This window comes from Microbispora sp. NPDC088329 (assembly GCF_040685655.1).
Classification (GTDB): Bacteria; Actinomycetota; Actinomycetes; order Streptosporangiales; family Streptosporangiaceae; genus Microbispora.
Map to the genome: position 1 here is coordinate 252,951 of NZ_JBFBIP010000009.1, position 17,605 is coordinate 270,555.

Genomic DNA, 17,605 nt, shown 5'->3' on the forward strand with positions numbered 1-17,605 from the left:
CCCACCGGCCCGCTCGGAGCGCGCGGGCCGGCCGGGCGACGCCATGAGGTCAGTGCGAGTGGCGCGGCGGGGCGCTGCCGCTGCCACCGGTGAGGAAGTCCAGGTCCGCGCCCCTGTCGGCCTGCAGGACGTGCTCGCTGTACAGACGTACCCAACCCCGGTCGGCGGCCGGTCGCGGGGGCTGCCACGCGGCGCGACGGCGCTCGAGTTCCGCCTCGTCGACCAGCAGGTCCAGACGCCGCGCCGGCACGTCGAGCCGAATCACATCACCGGTACGCACGAGTGCGAGGGGACCGCCCACCGACGCCTCGGGGGCCACGTGCAGGACGCAGGTGCCGTAGCCGGTGCCGCTCATGCGGGCATCGGAGATGCGCACCATGTCGGTGACCCCTTCGGTGAGCAGCCGCCGCGGCATGGGCACGTTGCCCACCTCGGGGAAGCCGGGGTAACCGCGTGGCCCGGCGTTCCGCACCACGATGACGGTGTCGGCGGTGACCTCCAGATCGGGGTCGTCCGCCACGGCGACATAGTCCTCGATCCGGTCGAACACGAGCGCCGTTCCGGTGTGCCGGAGCAGGTCGGGCGAGGCGGCGGAGACCTTCAGCACGGCCCCGGACGGCGCGAGCGACCCGCGCAGCACGACGGTCCCCGACCCGGCGGGCTGGAACGGCGCCTCCATGGTGCCGATGACCTCCCGGTTCCAGCACTGGGCACCGCTGACGTTGTCGGCCACGCTCTTCCCGCTGACGGTGACATGGTCCAGGTGCAGCAGGGGGGCGATCTCCTTCATCACCGCCGGGAGTCCGCCCGCGTACGCGAAGTCCTCCATCAGGTACGTGCCGGAGGGCATCAGGTTCACCAGCATGGGCACGTCGGCGGTGAGCGTGTCGAAGTCCTCCAGCGACAGGGGGACGCCGAGGCGCCCGGCGATCGCGAGCAGGTGCACCACGGCGTTGGTGGAGCCGCCGATCGCGGCGTTCACCCGGATGGCGTTCTCGAAGGCCTCTCTGGTGAGCACGGTGGACAGCCGCTGGTCCTCTTCGACCATGGCCACGATCCGGCGCCCGGCGGCGTGCGCGAGCGCGTACCGGCGGGAGTCGACCGCGGGTACGGCGGCGGCCCCCGGCAGCTGAACGCCGAGCGCCTCGGTCACGCAGGCCATCGTGGAGGCGGTCCCCATGGTCATGCAGTGCCCGCGGCTGCGGGACATGCAGACCTCCGCCTCGGCGCAGTCGGCCGCGGTCATCCGGCCGGCGCGCTGCTCCTCGGTGAAACGCCACACGTCGGTGCCCGAGCCGATGTCCCGGCCGCGGAACTTGCCGTTCAGCATCGGGCCGCCGGTGACCATCAACGTGGGCAGGTCGACACTGGCCGCGCCCATGAGCAGCCCGGGCGTGGTCTTGTCGCAGCCGGACAGCAAGACCACCCCGTCGAGCGGGTTGGCCCGGATCAGTTCCTCCGCCTCCATCGCCAGCAGATTGCGGTAGAGCATGGTCGTCGGCCGCATCAGCGGCTCCCCCAGGCTCATCGCCGGGAACTCCAGCGGCAGGCCGCCGCTCTCCCACACGCCGCGCTTCACCGACTCGGCGAGGTCACGCAGATGGGCGTTGCACGGCGTCAGCTCCGACCACGTCGTTGCGATGCCGATCACCGGCCGGCCGTCGAAGACGTCGTCCGCGAACCCCTGGTTGCGCATCCACGATCGATGGATGAATCCGTTGCGGCCCTCCGCGCCGAACCACTCCTGACTGCGCAGCGGGCGATTCGTCATCGACATCGGCACACCTCTCATTTCGATTGACTGCTGGACGACCGGCCGCGGCTACCTCAGGCCTCCGACGGACAGTCCGCCGCGCCAGTGCCGCTGGAGGGTGAAGAAGGCGATGATGAGCGGGATCACCGAGATGAGCGCGCCCAGGATGATGAGGCTCCAAAGAGAGGTACTACCCGCGTTGTTCGCCGAGGCGATTCCCTGCCAGAGGCCGAGCCCGACCGTGACGGGGAAAAGCCGGTTGTCGGAGAGCATGGCGAGGGGCAGGAAGTAGTTGTTCCAGGACGCCACGGCCGACAGGAGCAGCACCGTGACCACCGCGGGCCGCATCAGCGGGAACGCGACCTGGAGGAACGTCCGCAGTTCGCCCGCGCCGTCGACCCGCGCCGCGTCCAGGATCTCATCGGGAACCGCGTCGCGCGCGTACACGTGCATCAGGTAGACCCCGAACGGGTTGAGCAGCGACGGGAGGATCACCGCCCAGATCGTGTTCGTCAGGCCGAGCCCGGAGAACATCATGAAGGTGGGGATCACCAGGGCGGTCGCGGGCACCATCAGAGCGCCCAGCAGGACCGAGAAGCTGAAGCGCCGGCCGGCGAACCGGTATTTGGCGAATCCGTAACCGGCCATGACGGCCAGGATCGTGGCGCCGATCCCGCCCGCGAACGCGTACAGCGTGGAGTTGAGGATCCACCTGCCGTAGATGCCGCCGTCGTAGGTGAACAGTCGCTGAAGGTTGCCGAAGTAGTCGACCTGGTCGGCGAACCACAGGGTGTTGCTCCCGCCGAACAGGCCGGGAGCGTCCTTGGAACTGTTGACGATGACCCACCAGAAGGGCACCAGGAAATACACGACCAGGAAGCCGAGGAAGATCTGCAGGGGGAGGTGGCGCTGGGGACGGCGGCGTGCGCCGGCGCTGCCGGTCATCAGAAGAAGCTCCTCCGCTTGCGGGTGAAGAACAGGAAGGCGTAGACGCAGACGAACACGACCCCGCCGAGGGCGAAGGAGATCGCCGATCCGTAGTTGAAGTTCGCGAGCCCGAACGCCTGCTGGTAGGCGTACATGTTGGGAGTGAATCCCGGTGCGATCGTGCCGGCCGCCAGGTATCGCAGGATCTGTGGCTCGTTGAAGAACTGCAGGGTGCCGATGAGCGAGAAGACCAGGATCAGGAGCAGCGCGGGGGCGATCAGCGGAATTTTGATCCGAAGCGCGATCTGCCATTTACCGGCGCCGTCCATGCGGGCGGCCTCGTAGAGCGACGGGTCGATGCCCTGGAGCGCCGCATACAAAATGATCATGTAGTAACCGGCCCACTGCCATGTGACGACGTTGATCAGGCCGTAGAAGATCAGGTTCTTGCTGAAGAAGTCGGGCGCGGGAGCGCCGAACAGCCCGAAGATGTCGGTGAGCGGCCCGAAGCTCTTGCTGTACAGGAATCCCCACATGACCGCCCCGATGACCGTGGGAATGGCGTAGGGGAGGAAGATCATGAGGCGGGAGAAGCGGGTGAACAGCGAGGTCACGGCGTCCACAATGAGGGCCATCGCGAGCGCGATGAGGATCTGCAGCGGGATGGCGACCAGGGAGAAGCGGACGACGAACCACACCCCGGAGAGGAACGTCGGATCGGTGAACGCCTTCACATAGTTGCCGAGGAAGACGAAGCTGGTGCCGCCGATCAGCTTCTTCTGCCAGAGGCTGAGGTAGAGCGCGTACGCGAGCGGCGCGATGAGAAACGCCAGGAAGACGAGCCCGAACGGCCCGACGAAGAGCCACCCCATCAGGTGCTCACGGAGGCGCACCTTGCCGCGAGCCTTGTGCGCTTTGTCTTGAGTGCTCGATGCACTCTCCTCGATCAGGAGGGTCATTGTGGGCTCCGCAGAGTCGATGCCGGGGGTCACGGGTGGGCCGGCCGGAGACGCCCGGCCCACCCGTTGTTTGTCACTGAACGGTGAACCCTTGCTCCTTGGCGTAGCCCACCACGTCCTCCTGAAGCCGGTCGGCGGCCTGAGCACCGGTGACGGAGCCCTCGATGACCGCGCTGACCTGCTTCGTCATGGCGTCGAAGTAGTACTGGCCGAACGGCGCGTAGGTCATGCCCGTGTAGGCGTTCGCCGCGGGGACGTAGACCTCCTTGTTCGCCTGCTGGCCGTCGAAGAATTTCACCTTCAGATCCACGAACTCGGGACTGTTGAGCGCCTTGAGGTTCAGCGGGAAGATGATCTGGTTGGTCCAGCCGTCGGTGAGCGACTCGTCATCGGCGTAGAGGCCGTACGCCACCTTCGCCGCGAGTTCGGGGTTCTTCGCCTGGCTCGTCACCGAGAAGGCCGACCCGCCCCAGTTCACCTGCACCGGATTGCCGGGGTCCCACTGCGGGAGCGGCGCCACCGCCCACTTGCCGGTGTCCTTACCCTTGCCGACGCCGGCGCCGGTGAGGTAACCGGGCGCCCAGGCCGCCGAGATGTACGTCGCGTACTTACCGTTGACCACACCGGCGATGTATTCCGGTGTGAACTGGTCCTGCGTCCCGACGAGGCCCTTCTTGGCGAGGCCCCCCCAGTAGTCGAGCACGTCCTTGGACGCCTGGTCGTTCAGCTTGATGCCGATCGACTCCGGCTTCGCCGGGTCGTAGGCGAACGGACTCGCGCCCTTCTGGATCTGCAACGCCATCAGGACGGCCGGCACGTTGGCGCCCAGGTCGCCGAACAGCGGGCCCCCCGCGTCCTTCACCTTCTGCGCCGCCTGCTCGTACTCGGCCCACGTCTTCGGCGGTGTGATCTTGTACTTGTCGAAGATGTCCTTGCGGTAGATCATCGCCATCGGGCCGCCGTCGACCGGCACGCCGTAGACCGCGCCACCGATCGAGACGTCCTTCCACGCGCCGTCGCTGTAGTTCGCCTTCACAGCGTCGAAGCCGTACTGCTTGATGTCGACGAGCGCCTTCTGGATCTGGAAGGTCGGGATCCGGTCCGCCTCGATCATGATCACGTCGGGCGCACCGGTGCCCGCCGAGATGGCGGTCTGGAACTTGTCGTACTCGTCACCGCCCTGGCCGACGTTGGTCCAGCAGACCTGCACCTCGTTGTTCTGCTTGTTGAAGTTGTCGACGACGAGCTGCATGTTGGGGTACCAGCCCCAGAAGGTCACGACCGGCAGGTCCTTCTTGCTGATCGTGTTCGTGCAGTTGCTCGCGTTGTTTCCGCCTGCGTTGTTTCCGCCCGCGTTGTCCGCGGGCGCGGCGCTTCCGCCCGCTGCGCTTTCGCCCCTTCCCGCGTCGGGGGCGCAGGCGGCCAGCGCACTCGCGGCGGCGAGCATGGCTGCCGTGACAAGTAGTCTTTTCGTCTTCATTGACATGTTCTCCCTTTCGGGGTCACAGCGCACAAGGGTCGATGCGCCGCCGCTGAGGCCGGGCGATCGGCCGGGACGGGGCGCGGATGACACGATCCGCACCCTGTCCCTCCTGCCGATCCTCATGTGAGCGCTCACACGCTCACGTGCTCGGCGACCGTCACCGGGGGCCGGTGGTGTCGCCTCCAACGGGCCTGATCAGCGCTTGAACAAGCGCGGTGCCAGGTCGATGAGGTTCTTCTGCCACACGTCCCAGCCGTGCGGCCCGGGGGTGACCCCGTCGAACTCGTAGTGGACGCCGAGGTTGTCCATCGTGGTCAGTCCCGCCATGAACGACGGGTACACGAAGTCGGTCACGTCTCCGACGTACACGCGCAGCAGCTTGGTCCCGCTGTTGATCGCCGCCACGTCGACGCCGGCGCTGCCGCCGAACCCGGCGGAGAACGCCCCGATGTAGGCGAACCGGCCCGGGTGAGCCTTCAGCATCCCGATCGTCTGCCCGCCACCCATCGAGAGGCCGGCGAGGGCCTGCTGCGATGGATCGCTGGAGACGTTGTAACGGGCGTGGACCGCGGGGTCGATGTTCTCCAGCAACTCCTTGTTGAAGTCGGACACGTTGCCGTTGCTCATCACGACCACCATCGGCACCAGGTTTCCGTCACGGAAGTGGTTGTCGAGGATCTGCTTGGCGCGTCCCATCTCGGTCCAGTCGGTGTAGTTCTGGCCACCACCGTGCTGGAGGTAGAAGACGGGGTAGGGCTCCGCGCGGTTCGGGTCGTAGCCGGGCGGGGTCCAGACCAGCGCGGTCCGGTCCGCGTTCGCCACGTTGCTCCGGTACGTCAGGCTCTCGACCTTCCCGCCCTGACCGGCGGGAACGTCCGTGAGCATGCGTGCCCTCTCACCGGGGACGAGGAAGGTGCTCCAGGCCGGCTCGGAGGTCACCTTCGTCGGGTTCGACGCGTCCTTGACCGCGACCCGGTCCACGATGAGCCGGTAGTAGTAGAACCACGGCGCGAACGGGCCCACGGTCGCCCGCCACCGGTCGCCCTCACGGGACAGCGGGACGCGCAGCCAGCTCCCGCCGGGAGCGATGTTCGCCCACACCGTGACGTGCTTGGCGTCCTTGAAGTCCGTCGTGGTCTCGAAGGTGACGAAGCCGTCCTGCACGAACGGCGTCGGCGTGGTGCCGGGCGCGGGCGGGGTGAACTCGCCCTTCAGCTGCCCGTGACCGGCGCTCGGACCGTGGTCCCTCACCGTACGGAACAGCCGCGGCAGGAAATCGATCAGGTTCTCCTGCCAGGCGTTCCAGTTCGCCCCGCCGTCGGGGTTGACCCCGTCGAACTCGTACCTGACACGGGCGCGGTCCAGCGCCTTCGTCAGGCGGACGGTCGCGTTGTACGCGGGATCGGTCACGTTCCCGGTGTACAGACGCACCAGCTTGACACCGGGGCCCGGTGCGGGACCGGGCTTCCCGCCGGAGATCTCCGTGAGCAGACCCGAGAAGGAGCCGGCGTAGGCGAACTGGCCCGGGCCGCTCAGGGCCGCGCGCAGCGCCTGCGACCCGCCCTCGGACACACCGGCGATCGCCTGGTGCTCCCGGTCGTGATGGACGCGGTAGGCGTCACCGACCGCCTTGCGGAGGTCCTTCAGATCCTTGTCGTCGTCCGGTCCGCGACCGTCGGTGATCACGACCACCATCGGCTCGATGGCACGGTCGGCCGACAGGTTGTCGAGGATCTGCTTGGCCCGGCCCAGGTCGAGCCAGTCGGTGGCGCTCCTGTCCGTGCCGGACTGCAGGTACAACACCGGATACGGCTTGCCGCCCTTGGCCGCGTACCCCGGCGGGGTCCAGACCAGAGCCGACCGCTCCTCCTTCTTGACCCGGTAGGTCAGGGTCTCGATCTTGCCGCCCTGTCCCTGCGGCGCGTCCGCCAGCAGGCGCGCGGAGTCGCCAGGAACGAGGAAGGTGCTCCACAGGGGCTTGGACGCCACGGTGGTGCTGTTCGTCGGGTCCTTGAGGCCCTTGGTGTCGTCGCCCGTGACCTGGTAGTAGTACAGCCCCGGCTTGAGCGGGCCGAGGGTTCCCGTCCAGGCGTTGCCCCCGCGGCTCAGGCCGAACTCCACCCAGGTGGAGGAGGGGCCGAAGTTCCCCTCGATGACGACCTGGGACACCTGGCCCATGTTGGCCTGGACGTCCGCCGTCGGAACGCTGAACGACGCGTAACCGTCGTCCGAGACGCTCAGCCACGGCGTGGCCGCCGCAGCCGGCCGCGGCGCGAGTAACACCGCCGCGAGCGCCATGACTCCGGCGACGATCAGCGCCGAGAGCCGTCGTGCGTCCATGGGACGCGACCTGCCGTGATACAGTAAGGTCATACTGAAAACTCCTTGTGATGGTCGGCAGCGGGTAGGGCCGCTCAGCCGACCTGACTTGGTGCATGTGACGCGGTCTTTTAGCTTTACCTCCGTTCGTCACTGGTTCGATGTGTTTTCCTGAGCGCCAGGTGCACCTGGGTGGTGCACCTGTGCGTCGTGTCAGGCTCTCGTTGTGATCTGCGGTGTCGTGATCCGCGGTGGCGCCGTGGAACCGCGGGCCAGCAACCGGGTCGGAAGCAGTATCTGACGGGGGCCCTCCCACTCGCCGGTCACCAGCGACTTCAGCATGCGGGCGGCCTCGTATCCGAGGCGGTACATCGACTGGTCCACCGTGGTCAGCCCCGGCTCGGCCAGCGCCGACTCCGGAATGTTGTCGAATCCGACCACCGACAGATCGCCGGGAACGCCGAGCCCCAGTTCCTTCGCGACCTCCAGAACCTTCAGCGCCATTCCGTCACTCGCCGCGAAGATCGCCGTCGGCCGGTCCGGCCTTTCCAGCAACGCGCGCGCCAGCGGGATCGCGGACTCGGGATTGAAGTCCCCTCTGCCGATCAGCGTCGGATCGACGGGAACTCCCGCTTCAGCCAGCGCCGTACGGTACCCCTCCTCACGCGACCACGCCGCCGCGAGGCTGGAACGGCCGGCGATGAATCCGATGCGCCGATGGCCCAGGCCGAGCAGATGCTCGACCACCCGGGTGGCGCCTCCGAGGTTGTCCGCCGTCACGGACGGCGCGGTCGAGTCCCGCACCGGATCGATGACCACGACCGGAGTACTGCTCCGCACCTCGCCCCAGGGCGTGACCACGATGCATCCGTCCGTGAGCGTGCCCGACAGGCGGGTCAGATGCCGCTGCTCCCAGCCCTCCGAATACGTGCCGTAGACGTCGCTGTTGGCATAGATGATCAAGTCGAAGCCCGACTGGGTCAGGGCCTCCATCACGCCCTTGAGCACCTCGGCCGTGTAGGACTGGAAGCTGTGGGTGACCAGGCCCAGGACGTTGGTGCGGCTGCGCCGCAGGCTCGTCGCCACGAGACTCGTCTCGTAGCCCAGTCGCTCGATGGCCGAACGGACCTGCGCGATGGTGCTGGCGCTGACGCCGTAACGCCCGTTCACCACCCGCGACACCGTCGCGGTGGAGACGCCCGCCAAACGCGCGACATCACTCATCGTCACCGGCGAACCGCCGTCGGCCATGCCACCCTCTCTACGTTGCAATCGTTATCGGTTACGTTTCCAACGCTTAACGTAGGCGATAACGAATGCCAACACAAGACCCATTTCGGCCTCACAGCACGCCGACCGAATGCCCGAAAAGGACATGGCCGGATCGCGCCGATCCCCCACTCCACCTGCGCGGAATCACGGCTACGACTCCACGGCCGCCGACGGCACTTCCCCGACGCTGACCGTGCCGGTGTAGGCCTTCGGCACGTTCGGCCGGCGAGCGTCGCCGACGACGGTGAACGTGCCCGCGAGGGTATGGGCGTCGGAGGAGAAACCGACATACACCTCAATATGTCCGGCTTCCACGATGTAGTCCATGTTTCTGTCGTAAAAGCCGAGCTGACCTGTGGGCAGATGGAACCGTAGGGCTATCCGCTGCCCCGGACCGGCCGACACTCGGGCGAAGCCCTTCAACTCGAGAACGGGACGGGTCACCGTCGCCTGCGGATCCCGGATATAGAGCTGGACCACTTCCTCGCCGGCTCGATCGCCGGTGTTGACCACGGTGACCTCCACGACGACGCTGTCCCCGGCGGCCACTTCGGTGCGCTCCAGCGTGGCCTGTTCGACGACGAACGGGGCGTACCCCAGTCCGTGACCGAAGCGGTATCGCGGGCTGACGGGCGAGTCGACGTAGTCGCCGTGCCAGTGCGACCGCCCGCCGGACACCTTGTGTCCGTAGAAGACGGGTATCTGACCCACGGAGCGCGGGTAGGAGATCGGCAGCTTCCCGCTCGGGTTCACCTCGCCGAGCAGCACCTCGGCGATCGCCCGCGCCCCGGTCTGCCCGGGCAGCCAGGCCATGAGCACCGCGGCGCACTCCTCGTGCAGGAAGTCGCCGCCGACCGGCCGGCCGGCGACGAGCACCGCCACCACGGGGGTACCTGTGGCGACGACGGCACGAACCAGGTCCTCCTGGACACCCGGGAGCTCCAGACTGGAGCGGTCCCGCGACTCTCCCGTCGTGGCCACGGGCGTCAGCCCCGAGCGATCTCCCAGGACCAGCACCGCGACGTCGGCCGCGGCGGCGGCCGCCACCGCCTCGTCGAAACCGTCCGTCGACGCGTCGATGACATCGCACCCGCGCGCGTAGCGCACCCGGTCACCCAGCCGGGCCGTGAGCTCGTCGCGTACCGTGGGCACCCCGTCCGTGCTCTCCTCGATCTCGAGGTCGTCCGGGATCGTCATCGTCTGCCCGAGCAGGCCCTTCCGCTCGCGCGCCTCCAACAGCGACTCGACGTGCGCCACGAAGGAGTAGTCGCCGAGCAGATGCCGGGCGCTGTCGGCGTTCGGCCCGATGAGGGCGACCGTTCCGGCGCCGGACCGCAGTGGCAGGATGCCGTCGTTCTTGAGCAGGACGAGACTGCGGCGAGCCGTCTCGAGCGCCACCTCTCGGTGCCGTTCGGCGTTCACCGTCACCGCGACCGCGGCCTCGTCGACGTAAGGGTTCTCGAACAGGCCGAGCTCGAACTTGTGCCGGAGCACCCGGGCGACCGCCTCGTCCAGCGTGCCTTCGTCGACCTCGCCGGCGTCCAGAGCGCGTGCCAGCGCCTCCGCGTACGCGTCCGTCGCCGGCAGCTCGACGTCGGTGCCCGCGGTGAGCGCCAGCACCGCCGCCTGCCGTTTGTCCTCGGCGAAGCGGTGATACGAATGGAGATCGTCGACGGCGAAGTAGTCCGATACGACGGTTCCCTTGAAGCCCCACTCCCCGCGGAGGACATCGCCGAGGAGCTCACGGTTGGCGTGGCAGGGGATGCCGTCCAGTTCGTGGTAGCCGGCCATCACCGACTGAAGGCCCGCCTCACGGACCGCCGTCTCGAACGGATACAGATACACCTCCCGCAGCAGCCGAGGCGGCAGGTGCGCCGGCGCCCAGTTCAACCCGCCCTCGGACGCCCCGTAACCGACGAAATGCTTGGCCGTCGCGATGACGCCCTCCGTCAGAGAGTCGCCCTGGAGGCCCCGGACGAACGCCGCGCCCATGCGGGCCACCAGATACGGGTCCTCCCCGTAGGTCTCCTCCGTCCGGCCCCACCGCGGGTCCCGCACCACGTCCAGCACGGGTGAGAGCCCCTGGTGGCTTCCCATCGCGCGCATCTGCGCACGAACGGCGTCCGCCAGCCGCCGGTTGAGCTCCGGCTCCCACGTGCTCGCGACGCCGATCGCCTGAGGGAAGATCGTCGCCTCCCGCGCCATCAGCCCAGAGCACACCTCCTCGTGCACGATCGCCGGAATCCCCAGCCGGGTCTCCGTCACGAGGAACCGCTGGATGGCGTTCGCCACCCGTGCCGCCTGTCCGGCCTTCAGATTGGTGGCGCCCGCGACACGGGTAACGTGCCCCAGTCCGTGCCGTAGGACCGTCCGCGCCCGGTCCTCCGAGTATCGGCCGCCCTCGATCACCGAGAACGCCCAGACGCTCCCCAGCTGCGCGAGCTTCTCCTCCCGGGTCATCCGGGACAGCAGATCCGCCACGCGCTCCCCCACGGGAGCGGCCGGATCGATGTACATCGCCCCAGACTCCCGGCTCACAATGGTCACCCGGTCACCCCAATCGCCGCACCGTCCGCTTTGTAAACGTAATCGGTAACGTTTACAACTCAACGTTTGCCGATCACAATGACTTTGTCCAGAGTTCACATCGGAGACCTGCGCCCACCCGTCGGCCCGCGCAAGAGGGGAAACTGGAGTGCACATCGTCAGATACCGGCGGGATGTCGACCCCCGCCCACGCGTCGCGGTGGTGAACGACGGCGTCCTGTCCACCCTGCCGGTCGCCGGCGTGTTCGAGCTTCTTCACCACCGCAAAGAGGAGATCGAACGGATCTGCGCCGACGCCGTCCCCGACGGCCTGCTCAGCGAGGTGCGCCTGCTCGCACCCGTGGACGGCGCCACGGAGGTGTGGGCCGCGGGCGTGACCTACCTGCGCTCCCGGGAGGCGCGGGTGGAGGAAAGCGCCCTCAAGTCGGTCTACGAGCTGGTCTACGACGCCGAGCGTCCCGAGCTGTTCTTCAAGTCGCCCGCCTGGCGGGTGGTCACCGACGGCGAACCCGTCGGCATCCGCTCCGATTCGCTGCTCAACGTTCCCGAGCCCGAGCTGGCGCTGGTGGTGAACCGCTTCGAGGAGATCGTCGGCTACGTCGCCTGCAACGACATGAGCTCACGATCGATCGAGGGAGAGAACCCGCTCTACCTGCCGCAGGCGAAGGTGTACGCCGGCGCGTGCGCGCTTTCCTCCGGTATCCGGCCCGCGTGGGAGGCCGACCCCTCCGACCTCGCCATCCGCCTGACGGTCGCTCGCGAGGGCGCCGTCATCTGGGCCGGCGCGACCTCCACCAGTCAGATCCGGCGCCCGTTCACGGAGCTGACCTCCTGTCTGTTCCACTCCGACAACCATCCCCACGGGGTCGTACTCGCCACCGGGACCGGCGTCGTGCCCGATCTCGATTTCCGGTTGCACGCGGGCGACCTGATCACCGTGGCGATCGAGGAGGTCGGTGAGCTCCGCAACCAGGTCGTCGCCGGCAAGGAGCACTTCGATTTCCTGACGGCCCCGTGACACAGGACCGGCTGGACCAGTTGACCCTTCGGCTGGAAGAGGCCGTGGACAAACTGCGGGGCATCCCCGTCGGCGTCGAGCTCGTCGACGACGACGAGCTCGTCCGGCAGCGGATAGCGGAGGCGGTGCGTTCGGCTCGTGAGCTGCGCGCCATGCACCCCGTGGGCTCGACGGACAAGGGGCGTCAGGAGCAGAAGAGCAGGCGCACGGTGCTCGACGCCCTGCAGCGCGGCATGGCGATGCGCACCATCGTCCACGCGAGCGTGCTGAACGATCCCGGCAAGGCGGCGCGGATCAGGGAGCTGCACTCCTCCGGTGATTTCCACCGTGTGGTCGACGAGCCGATTCAGCAGATGCTCGTGTTCGACCGCAGCGTGGCCTTCGTACGGACCACTCCTGTCGCCTACTCCCCGGGCGCTCTTCTGATCAGGCAGCCCAGCCTGATCAGCATTCTCATCGACCTGTTCGAGCTCACCTGGAGCAGGGCCAGGGACGTCACCGAGCCGGTGCAGCGGCTGACCGCACGCGAGCGCGAGGTGCTCGGGCTGATCGCCGAAGGGCGCTCCAACAGCGCCGTGGCTCGCGCGCTGTCGATCACGGAGGCCGCCGTCGGCAAGCACGTGGCCAGTGTGTTCGCCAAGCTGGAGCTACCGGTCACCGAGGATGTCAACCGGCGGGTGCTGGCCGTGCTCGCCTATCTGCGCGGCACGGCGCGATAGTGCCAGGCATACCTCGTGGTCGCCCTGGCCCCCATGCGCGGGCGACGCGGCGCCTACTTCAATGGATCGCATGCAGCGAATGACTGGATTGCTGGTCGGCGCGGTCTTCGGCGCGGTCTTCGTGCTCGTCAACGCACAGAGCCCGCTTCATCCCGTGGCCGTGAGTGTTCTGAAGGCGGCCGCCTGCCTGGCGGCCGCGGGTGTCCTCCTCATGTGGATCGTCTCCGCCCGGAACGCCCACGCGGGCGAGGGGCCGCGGCGGCCCATGTTCGGCCGTGGTTACCTGATCGTCGTCGCCGCCGAGGCGCTCCTGCTCTTCGGCGGGATCCGGCTGCTCGCGATGTGGGGGCGTCCCGAGGAGACCAACGTGGCGTGGGTGGCCGTGGTGGTCGGCGTTCACTTCATCGCGCTCGCCCCGATATGGAAGGAGTGGGGCATCGCCGTCCCCGGTGTGCTCCTCACCGTGCTGGGCGCCGTCGGCCTCGTGCTGGCCTCGACGGCCGCCGTCGCGTGGGTGCCGTTCGTCAGCGGGGTGCTGTCCGGACTGGTGCTTCTGACCGGCTCCGTCGCCTTCGGCCGGCGTGCCGTGACAGCTCGCCGCGTTGTGGGCGACGAGGCCGCGCCGTAACGGTCACCCGGTGCGACCGGCGGATTCGAGTATGCGCTTCAGCCGGGCGAGGTCGGCCTGGACGAGACCCGCGTCGCGGTCGAATTCCTCGTCGCTCACGTCCGGAAGGCGACGCAGCGTGAACACCACCTCGCAGGCGTCGCCGTCGGGAATCACCCGCATCGGGTTGTAGACGACCTCGCCGGAGGGCAGTGTGACCTCGTGGTCGAGGACGCCGTACTCGTTGCGTCCCACGAAGACGAAGCCGACCCGGCCCGACGGGGTTTGCACGAACCACTGTCCGCCGACGTTCTCCACCGCATCACCGAGCCCGGGAGCCCACGTGGGCAGATTGGCCGGATCCGAGGCGTATTCGTAGACGGCAGCCGCCGGACGGTCGATTCGCTCGCTGATGTGCCTGGATCGCGTAGCCATGTACGCCAGTATGGCGTCGCCGACCGGCCCCGCCGCGAGTCACCAGGGCAGGGCGCCCTTGGCGTCGAAGTAGCCTCCGGTCGGGCCGTCCGGGCCCACCTGTGCCATGCGGACGATGATCTCGGCGCCTTCCTCGACCGTCTGCGTGCCGGTGCGCCCGTTCAGGTCCGTCGCGGTGTAGCCGGGCTCGACCGCGTTGATCCGCATGCCCGGGAACGCCTTCGCGTACTGCACGGTGATCATGTTGACGGCGGTCTTCGACGCCGGATAGGCCACTCCCGGGTACGCGTACGCCGGCGAGCCGGGGGTGGAGGCAACGGCGAGCGAGGCCAGGCCGCTGCTGACATTGACCACGACCGGCGCGGCGGACCGCGCCAGCAGCGGCAGGAACGCGTGGGTGACGCGCACCAGGCCGAAGACGTTCGTCTCGAACACGCGCCGCATCAGGCCGGCGGTGGTCTCCGCGGCGCCGGTGACCGCGTTCTGCTCGGTGCGCTCCTCGATGCCGGCGTTGTTGACCAGCACGTCGAGCCCGCCGTCCGCCTCGACGGTCTTCGCGGCGGCGGCCACGGACGCGTCGTCGGTGACGTCGAGGAGGACCCATCGCGCACCCAGCCGATCGGCGGCGCGGCGCCCGCGCTCGGCGTCCCTACTGCCGACGTAGACGATGTGGCCCGCCGCGACGAGCCGGCGGGCGGTCTCGAAACCGAGTCCCTTGTTCGCTCCGGTGATCAGTGTTGTCGTCATGTCTTCAGGCTGCGGCGTAGCCGCACGACCGGCCAGTGCCCCCGGCTTCCTGGGACTCCCGGTACCTGGCAGGGCCGTACAGGGCGGTGCAGACTGAGGGCATGAAGGCGACGGAGTTCGGCAGGGCGGTGCGCCGCTGGCGCGACCGCGCCTCGCCGGAGGCCGCCGGTCTGCCCGGCGGCGGGCACCGGCGCGCGGCCGGACTGCGCCGTGAGGAGCTGGCCATGCTGGCCGGAATCTCCGTCGACTACGTCACGCGGCTCGAACAGGGCCGCGCGTCCAACCCGTCGGCGTCGGTCGTCGAGGCACTGGCCAGGGCCCTGCGGCTGTCCGGCACCGAGCGCGCGCACCTGTTCCGGCTGGCCGGGCTGGCTCCGCCCGGCCCGGAGACGGTGTCGGCGTACGTCACCCCGAGCGTGCAGCGGATGCTCGACCGGCTGGCCGGGACACCCGTCGCCGTCTACGACGCGTCCTGGACCCTGCTCATCGCGAACCCGCCGTACGCCGCGCTGATGGGCGATCCGTCCGGGTGGGGCGGCGGCCGGCCCAACGCGGTGTGGCGGCACTTCCTCGGGCCCGGCACCCGGGCCCGGCACACGCCGGAGTCGCTGCGCGCGTTCGAGACGGCGCTGGTGGCCGACCTGCGGGCCACCGCCGGGCGTTATCCGGCCGACGGGCGGCTACGGCGGCTCATCGCGGAGCTGTACGCGGGCAGCCGGCGGTTCGCCGAATTGTGGGACTCGGGCGCCGTCGGACACCACGAGGCCGGGCGCAAGACCATCGACCATCCGCACGTCGGCCCCCTCACGCTGGACTGCGACGTGCTCACCGTGGCGGGCAGCGACCTGCGCGTCGTGGTCTACACCGCCGAACCCGGCACCGAGGACGCCGAGCGTCTCGCGCTGCTCACCGTGCTCGGCACCCAGTCGCTCACCGGATAGCGCCGACCGCGAGCCCGAAAGTTTTCGGGCCCGCGGTCGGCAGCCACACGGGACTTCACCGGCATCGTCACGGCGATGGCCGAAACTTTTAGGGGCCGAACCGACGACGCGCGGTTAGACTGCGGGGTGTGACCGTTGTCGACGAGCCGTCCGCATCCGAACCAGAACCGCTGACCCTCGCGCAGCTCGCCGAACTCGCGGGAGTGTCCAAGGCGACGGTTTCCAAGGTGGTGAACGGCCGGGCCGCGGTGGCGCCGGAAACCCGCGCCATGGTCGAAGGCCTCATCCGCGAGCACGGCTTCCGCAGGCAACGGCGGCGGGCCAGCCCGGCCGCCGTGCTGGAGCTGGTCTTCCACGAGCTGGCGGGCGACTACCCGACGGAGATCGTCCGAGGGGTGGGGCGGATCGCCCGCGAGCACCATCTGGCCGTGGCGGTGTCGGAGCTGCAGGGCAACCACGTTCCGGGCGCCGATTGGCTCGAGGACGTGCTCGGCCGCCGCCCCTCCGGCGTCATCGCCGTCTTCTCCAGCCTGACCGACGTCCAGCGTGAGCGGCTCGCCACCCGCAGGATCCCCCTCGTCCTCCTCGACCCGACCGGAGACCCCGGACACCGCGTGCCCTCGGTGGGCGCGGGCAACTGGAACGGCGGGCTCACCGCCACCCGCCACCTGCTGGAGCTGGGCCACCGGCGGATCGCCATCATCACCGGACCGCCACACGCGCTGTCCAGCCGGGCCCGTCTCGACGGCTACCGCGCGGCGCTCGACACGGCGGACGTGCCCGTCGACCCGGACCTGATCTGCCAGGGCGACTACCAGATCGAGGACGGCCTGGCGCACACGCACCGGCTGCTGCGGCTGCCCGACCCTCCCACCGCCGTCTTCGCCTCCAACGACGGCCAGGCCATCGGCGTCTACCACGCGGCCCACCAACTGGGACTGCGCATCCCGGAGGACCTCAGCGTCGTCGGCTTCGACGACATGCCCCCGGTGCGCTGGGCCATCCCGCCGCTGACCACGGTGCACCAGCCGCTGGCCGAGATGGCGGCGGCCGCCGCCGCCATGCTGGTGACGCTCGCCCGGGGTGAACCCCTCCCCCATTACCGCAAGGAATTCGCCACGACCCTCGTCGTACGCGACAGCACCGCTCCTCCGAAGCCCTAGAGCTCCGGTGCGACGGGGGTCCGCCGCACCGGAGGTCCGCTCACCACGAAGGAGCGGTCAGGGGCCCAGGGATCAGGGACTCGTGCAGGTGGCGGTGGGGGTGGCCGCGCTGCCGTTGGCCGTGAAGCCGAAGGTGGTGGACGAGCCGGCCGCGATGGAGCCGTTGTAGGGAGCGTTGCGGACGGTCACGGAGGAGCCGGACCCGCTTTGCTCGCCGTTCCAGACGCTGCTGATCGTCTGTCCGCTCGGCCAGGTCCACTTCACGGTCCAGCCGTTGACCGCGGAGCCGCCCGCCCGGACGGTCACCGTCGACTGGAACCCGCCCGGCCAGCTGTTGGTCGTCTCGATCGTCGCCGAGCACGCTCCCGTCACCGGCGAGGGCGTCGAGGACGGGCTGGTACGCGGGGAGGGGCTGGTGTTCGGGCTCGTGTTCGGAGACGGGCTGGTGTTCGGAGACGGGCTGGTGTTCGGGGTCGCCGCGTTGAGTGCGTTGAGGACGGCGGTGTAGGCCTGCTTCTTGTTGTAGTTGCCGTCGAACAGCAGCGGGGTGTCGCCGCTGCGCCAGGAGTATTTGTCGGTGATGCCCCACACGGTGATGCCGGTGCAGCGGGGCACGGCCGTGCAGGCCTGGACGACGCGGCGGTAGGCGTCGGCCTGGGTCGAGCCGGAGCCGCCGACGTCGAGCTCGGTGATCTGGACGTCGACGCCGAGCGCG

Annotated in this window: 15 protein-coding genes; 5 read left to right on the plus strand and 10 right to left on the minus strand. The window is 69.0% G+C overall.

Annotated features, from left to right (window positions below):
- Positions 1 to 49: 49 nt before the first annotated feature.
- The 7 genes from AB0O28_RS19750 to AB0O28_RS19780 all read right to left on the minus strand — a co-directional run bounded on the left by AB0O28_RS19750 (position 50) and on the right by AB0O28_RS19780 (position 11,230).
- Positions 50 to 1,777 carry an IlvD/Edd family dehydratase gene (locus AB0O28_RS19750; RefSeq protein ID WP_363642065.1) on the minus strand — a complete coding sequence of 576 codons (1,728 nt, stop codon included), beginning with the start codon at positions 1,775 to 1,777 and terminating at the stop codon, positions 50 to 52.
- Positions 1,778 to 1,822: 45 nt separating this feature from the next.
- Entirely contained in the window at positions 1,823 to 2,698 is an 876-nt protein-coding gene (locus tag AB0O28_RS19755; RefSeq protein ID WP_363642067.1) for a carbohydrate ABC transporter permease, read from the minus strand.
- A complete protein-coding gene (locus AB0O28_RS19760) occupies positions 2,698 to 3,639 on the minus strand; it encodes a sugar ABC transporter permease (RefSeq protein ID WP_363642069.1) in 942 nt (313 codons plus the stop codon). The genes AB0O28_RS19755 and AB0O28_RS19760 overlap by 1 nt, the downstream gene beginning before the upstream one ends.
- A gap of 73 nt (positions 3,640 to 3,712) precedes the next feature.
- Entirely contained in the window at positions 3,713 to 5,119 is a 1,407-nt protein-coding gene (locus AB0O28_RS19765; RefSeq protein ID WP_363642071.1) for an extracellular solute-binding protein, read from the minus strand.
- A 198-nt stretch (positions 5,120 to 5,317) separates the two neighbouring features.
- Positions 5,318 to 7,495 carry an alpha/beta hydrolase-fold protein gene (locus AB0O28_RS19770; protein WP_363642073.1) on the minus strand — a complete coding sequence of 726 codons (2,178 nt, stop codon included), beginning with the start codon at positions 7,493 to 7,495 and terminating at the stop codon, positions 5,318 to 5,320.
- Between the two features lie 159 nt (positions 7,496 to 7,654).
- Complete coding sequence (locus AB0O28_RS19775) at positions 7,655 to 8,692, minus strand: LacI family DNA-binding transcriptional regulator (RefSeq protein WP_363642075.1); 1,038 nt, start codon at positions 8,690 to 8,692, stop codon at positions 7,655 to 7,657.
- Between the two features lie 171 nt (positions 8,693 to 8,863).
- The gene (locus AB0O28_RS19780; RefSeq protein WP_363642077.1) at positions 8,864 to 11,230 is read right to left on the minus strand and encodes a glycoside hydrolase family 3 N-terminal domain-containing protein; all 2,367 of its coding nucleotides are present in this window, start codon (positions 11,228 to 11,230) and stop codon (positions 8,864 to 8,866) included.
- Between the two features lie 178 nt (positions 11,231 to 11,408).
- Here AB0O28_RS19780 and AB0O28_RS19785 point away from each other — a divergent pair, with 178 nt between their 5' ends.
- From AB0O28_RS19785 to AB0O28_RS19795, 3 genes are all read left to right on the plus strand, one after another.
- The gene (locus tag AB0O28_RS19785; protein ID WP_363642079.1) at positions 11,409 to 12,278 is read left to right on the plus strand and encodes a fumarylacetoacetate hydrolase family protein; all 870 of its coding nucleotides are present in this window, start codon (positions 11,409 to 11,411) and stop codon (positions 12,276 to 12,278) included.
- Positions 12,275 to 12,997, plus strand: a complete 723-nt coding sequence (locus tag AB0O28_RS19790; RefSeq protein WP_363642081.1) for a LuxR C-terminal-related transcriptional regulator — start codon at positions 12,275 to 12,277, stop codon at positions 12,995 to 12,997. Before AB0O28_RS19785 ends, AB0O28_RS19790 begins: the two co-directional genes overlap by 4 nt.
- Before the next feature lie 79 nt (positions 12,998 to 13,076).
- Positions 13,077 to 13,625 carry a hypothetical protein gene (locus tag AB0O28_RS19795; protein WP_363642083.1) on the plus strand — a complete coding sequence of 183 codons (549 nt, stop codon included), beginning with the start codon at positions 13,077 to 13,079 and terminating at the stop codon, positions 13,623 to 13,625.
- Positions 13,626 to 13,628: 3 nt separating this feature from the next.
- On the opposite strand, the gene AB0O28_RS19800 is transcribed toward AB0O28_RS19795, so the two are convergent.
- The gene (locus AB0O28_RS19800) at positions 13,629 to 14,039 is read right to left on the minus strand and encodes an SRPBCC family protein (RefSeq protein ID WP_363642085.1); all 411 of its coding nucleotides are present in this window, start codon (positions 14,037 to 14,039) and stop codon (positions 13,629 to 13,631) included.
- A gap of 39 nt (positions 14,040 to 14,078) precedes the next feature.
- Positions 14,079 to 14,786: an SDR family NAD(P)-dependent oxidoreductase gene (locus tag AB0O28_RS19805; protein WP_363642087.1), complete on the minus strand. Its 708-nt coding sequence runs from the start codon at positions 14,784 to 14,786 to the stop codon at positions 14,079 to 14,081.
- A 101-nt stretch (positions 14,787 to 14,887) separates the two neighbouring features.
- Between AB0O28_RS19805 and AB0O28_RS19810 the strand changes: the two genes are divergently transcribed.
- On the plus strand, positions 14,888 to 15,727 hold the full coding sequence (locus tag AB0O28_RS19810; RefSeq protein WP_363642089.1) for a helix-turn-helix transcriptional regulator: 840 nt from the start codon (positions 14,888 to 14,890) through the stop codon (positions 15,725 to 15,727).
- Between the two features lie 128 nt (positions 15,728 to 15,855).
- Positions 15,856 to 16,890 (plus strand): LacI family DNA-binding transcriptional regulator, encoded by a 1,035-nt coding sequence (locus AB0O28_RS19815; protein WP_363642091.1) that lies wholly within the window; start codon positions 15,856 to 15,858, stop codon positions 16,888 to 16,890.
- A 72-nt stretch (positions 16,891 to 16,962) separates the two neighbouring features.
- Here AB0O28_RS19815 and AB0O28_RS19820 read toward each other — a convergent pair.
- Positions 16,963 to 17,605: endo-1,4-beta-xylanase (locus AB0O28_RS19820; protein WP_363642093.1), on the minus strand; the 643-nt coding region annotated here is incomplete at its 5' end.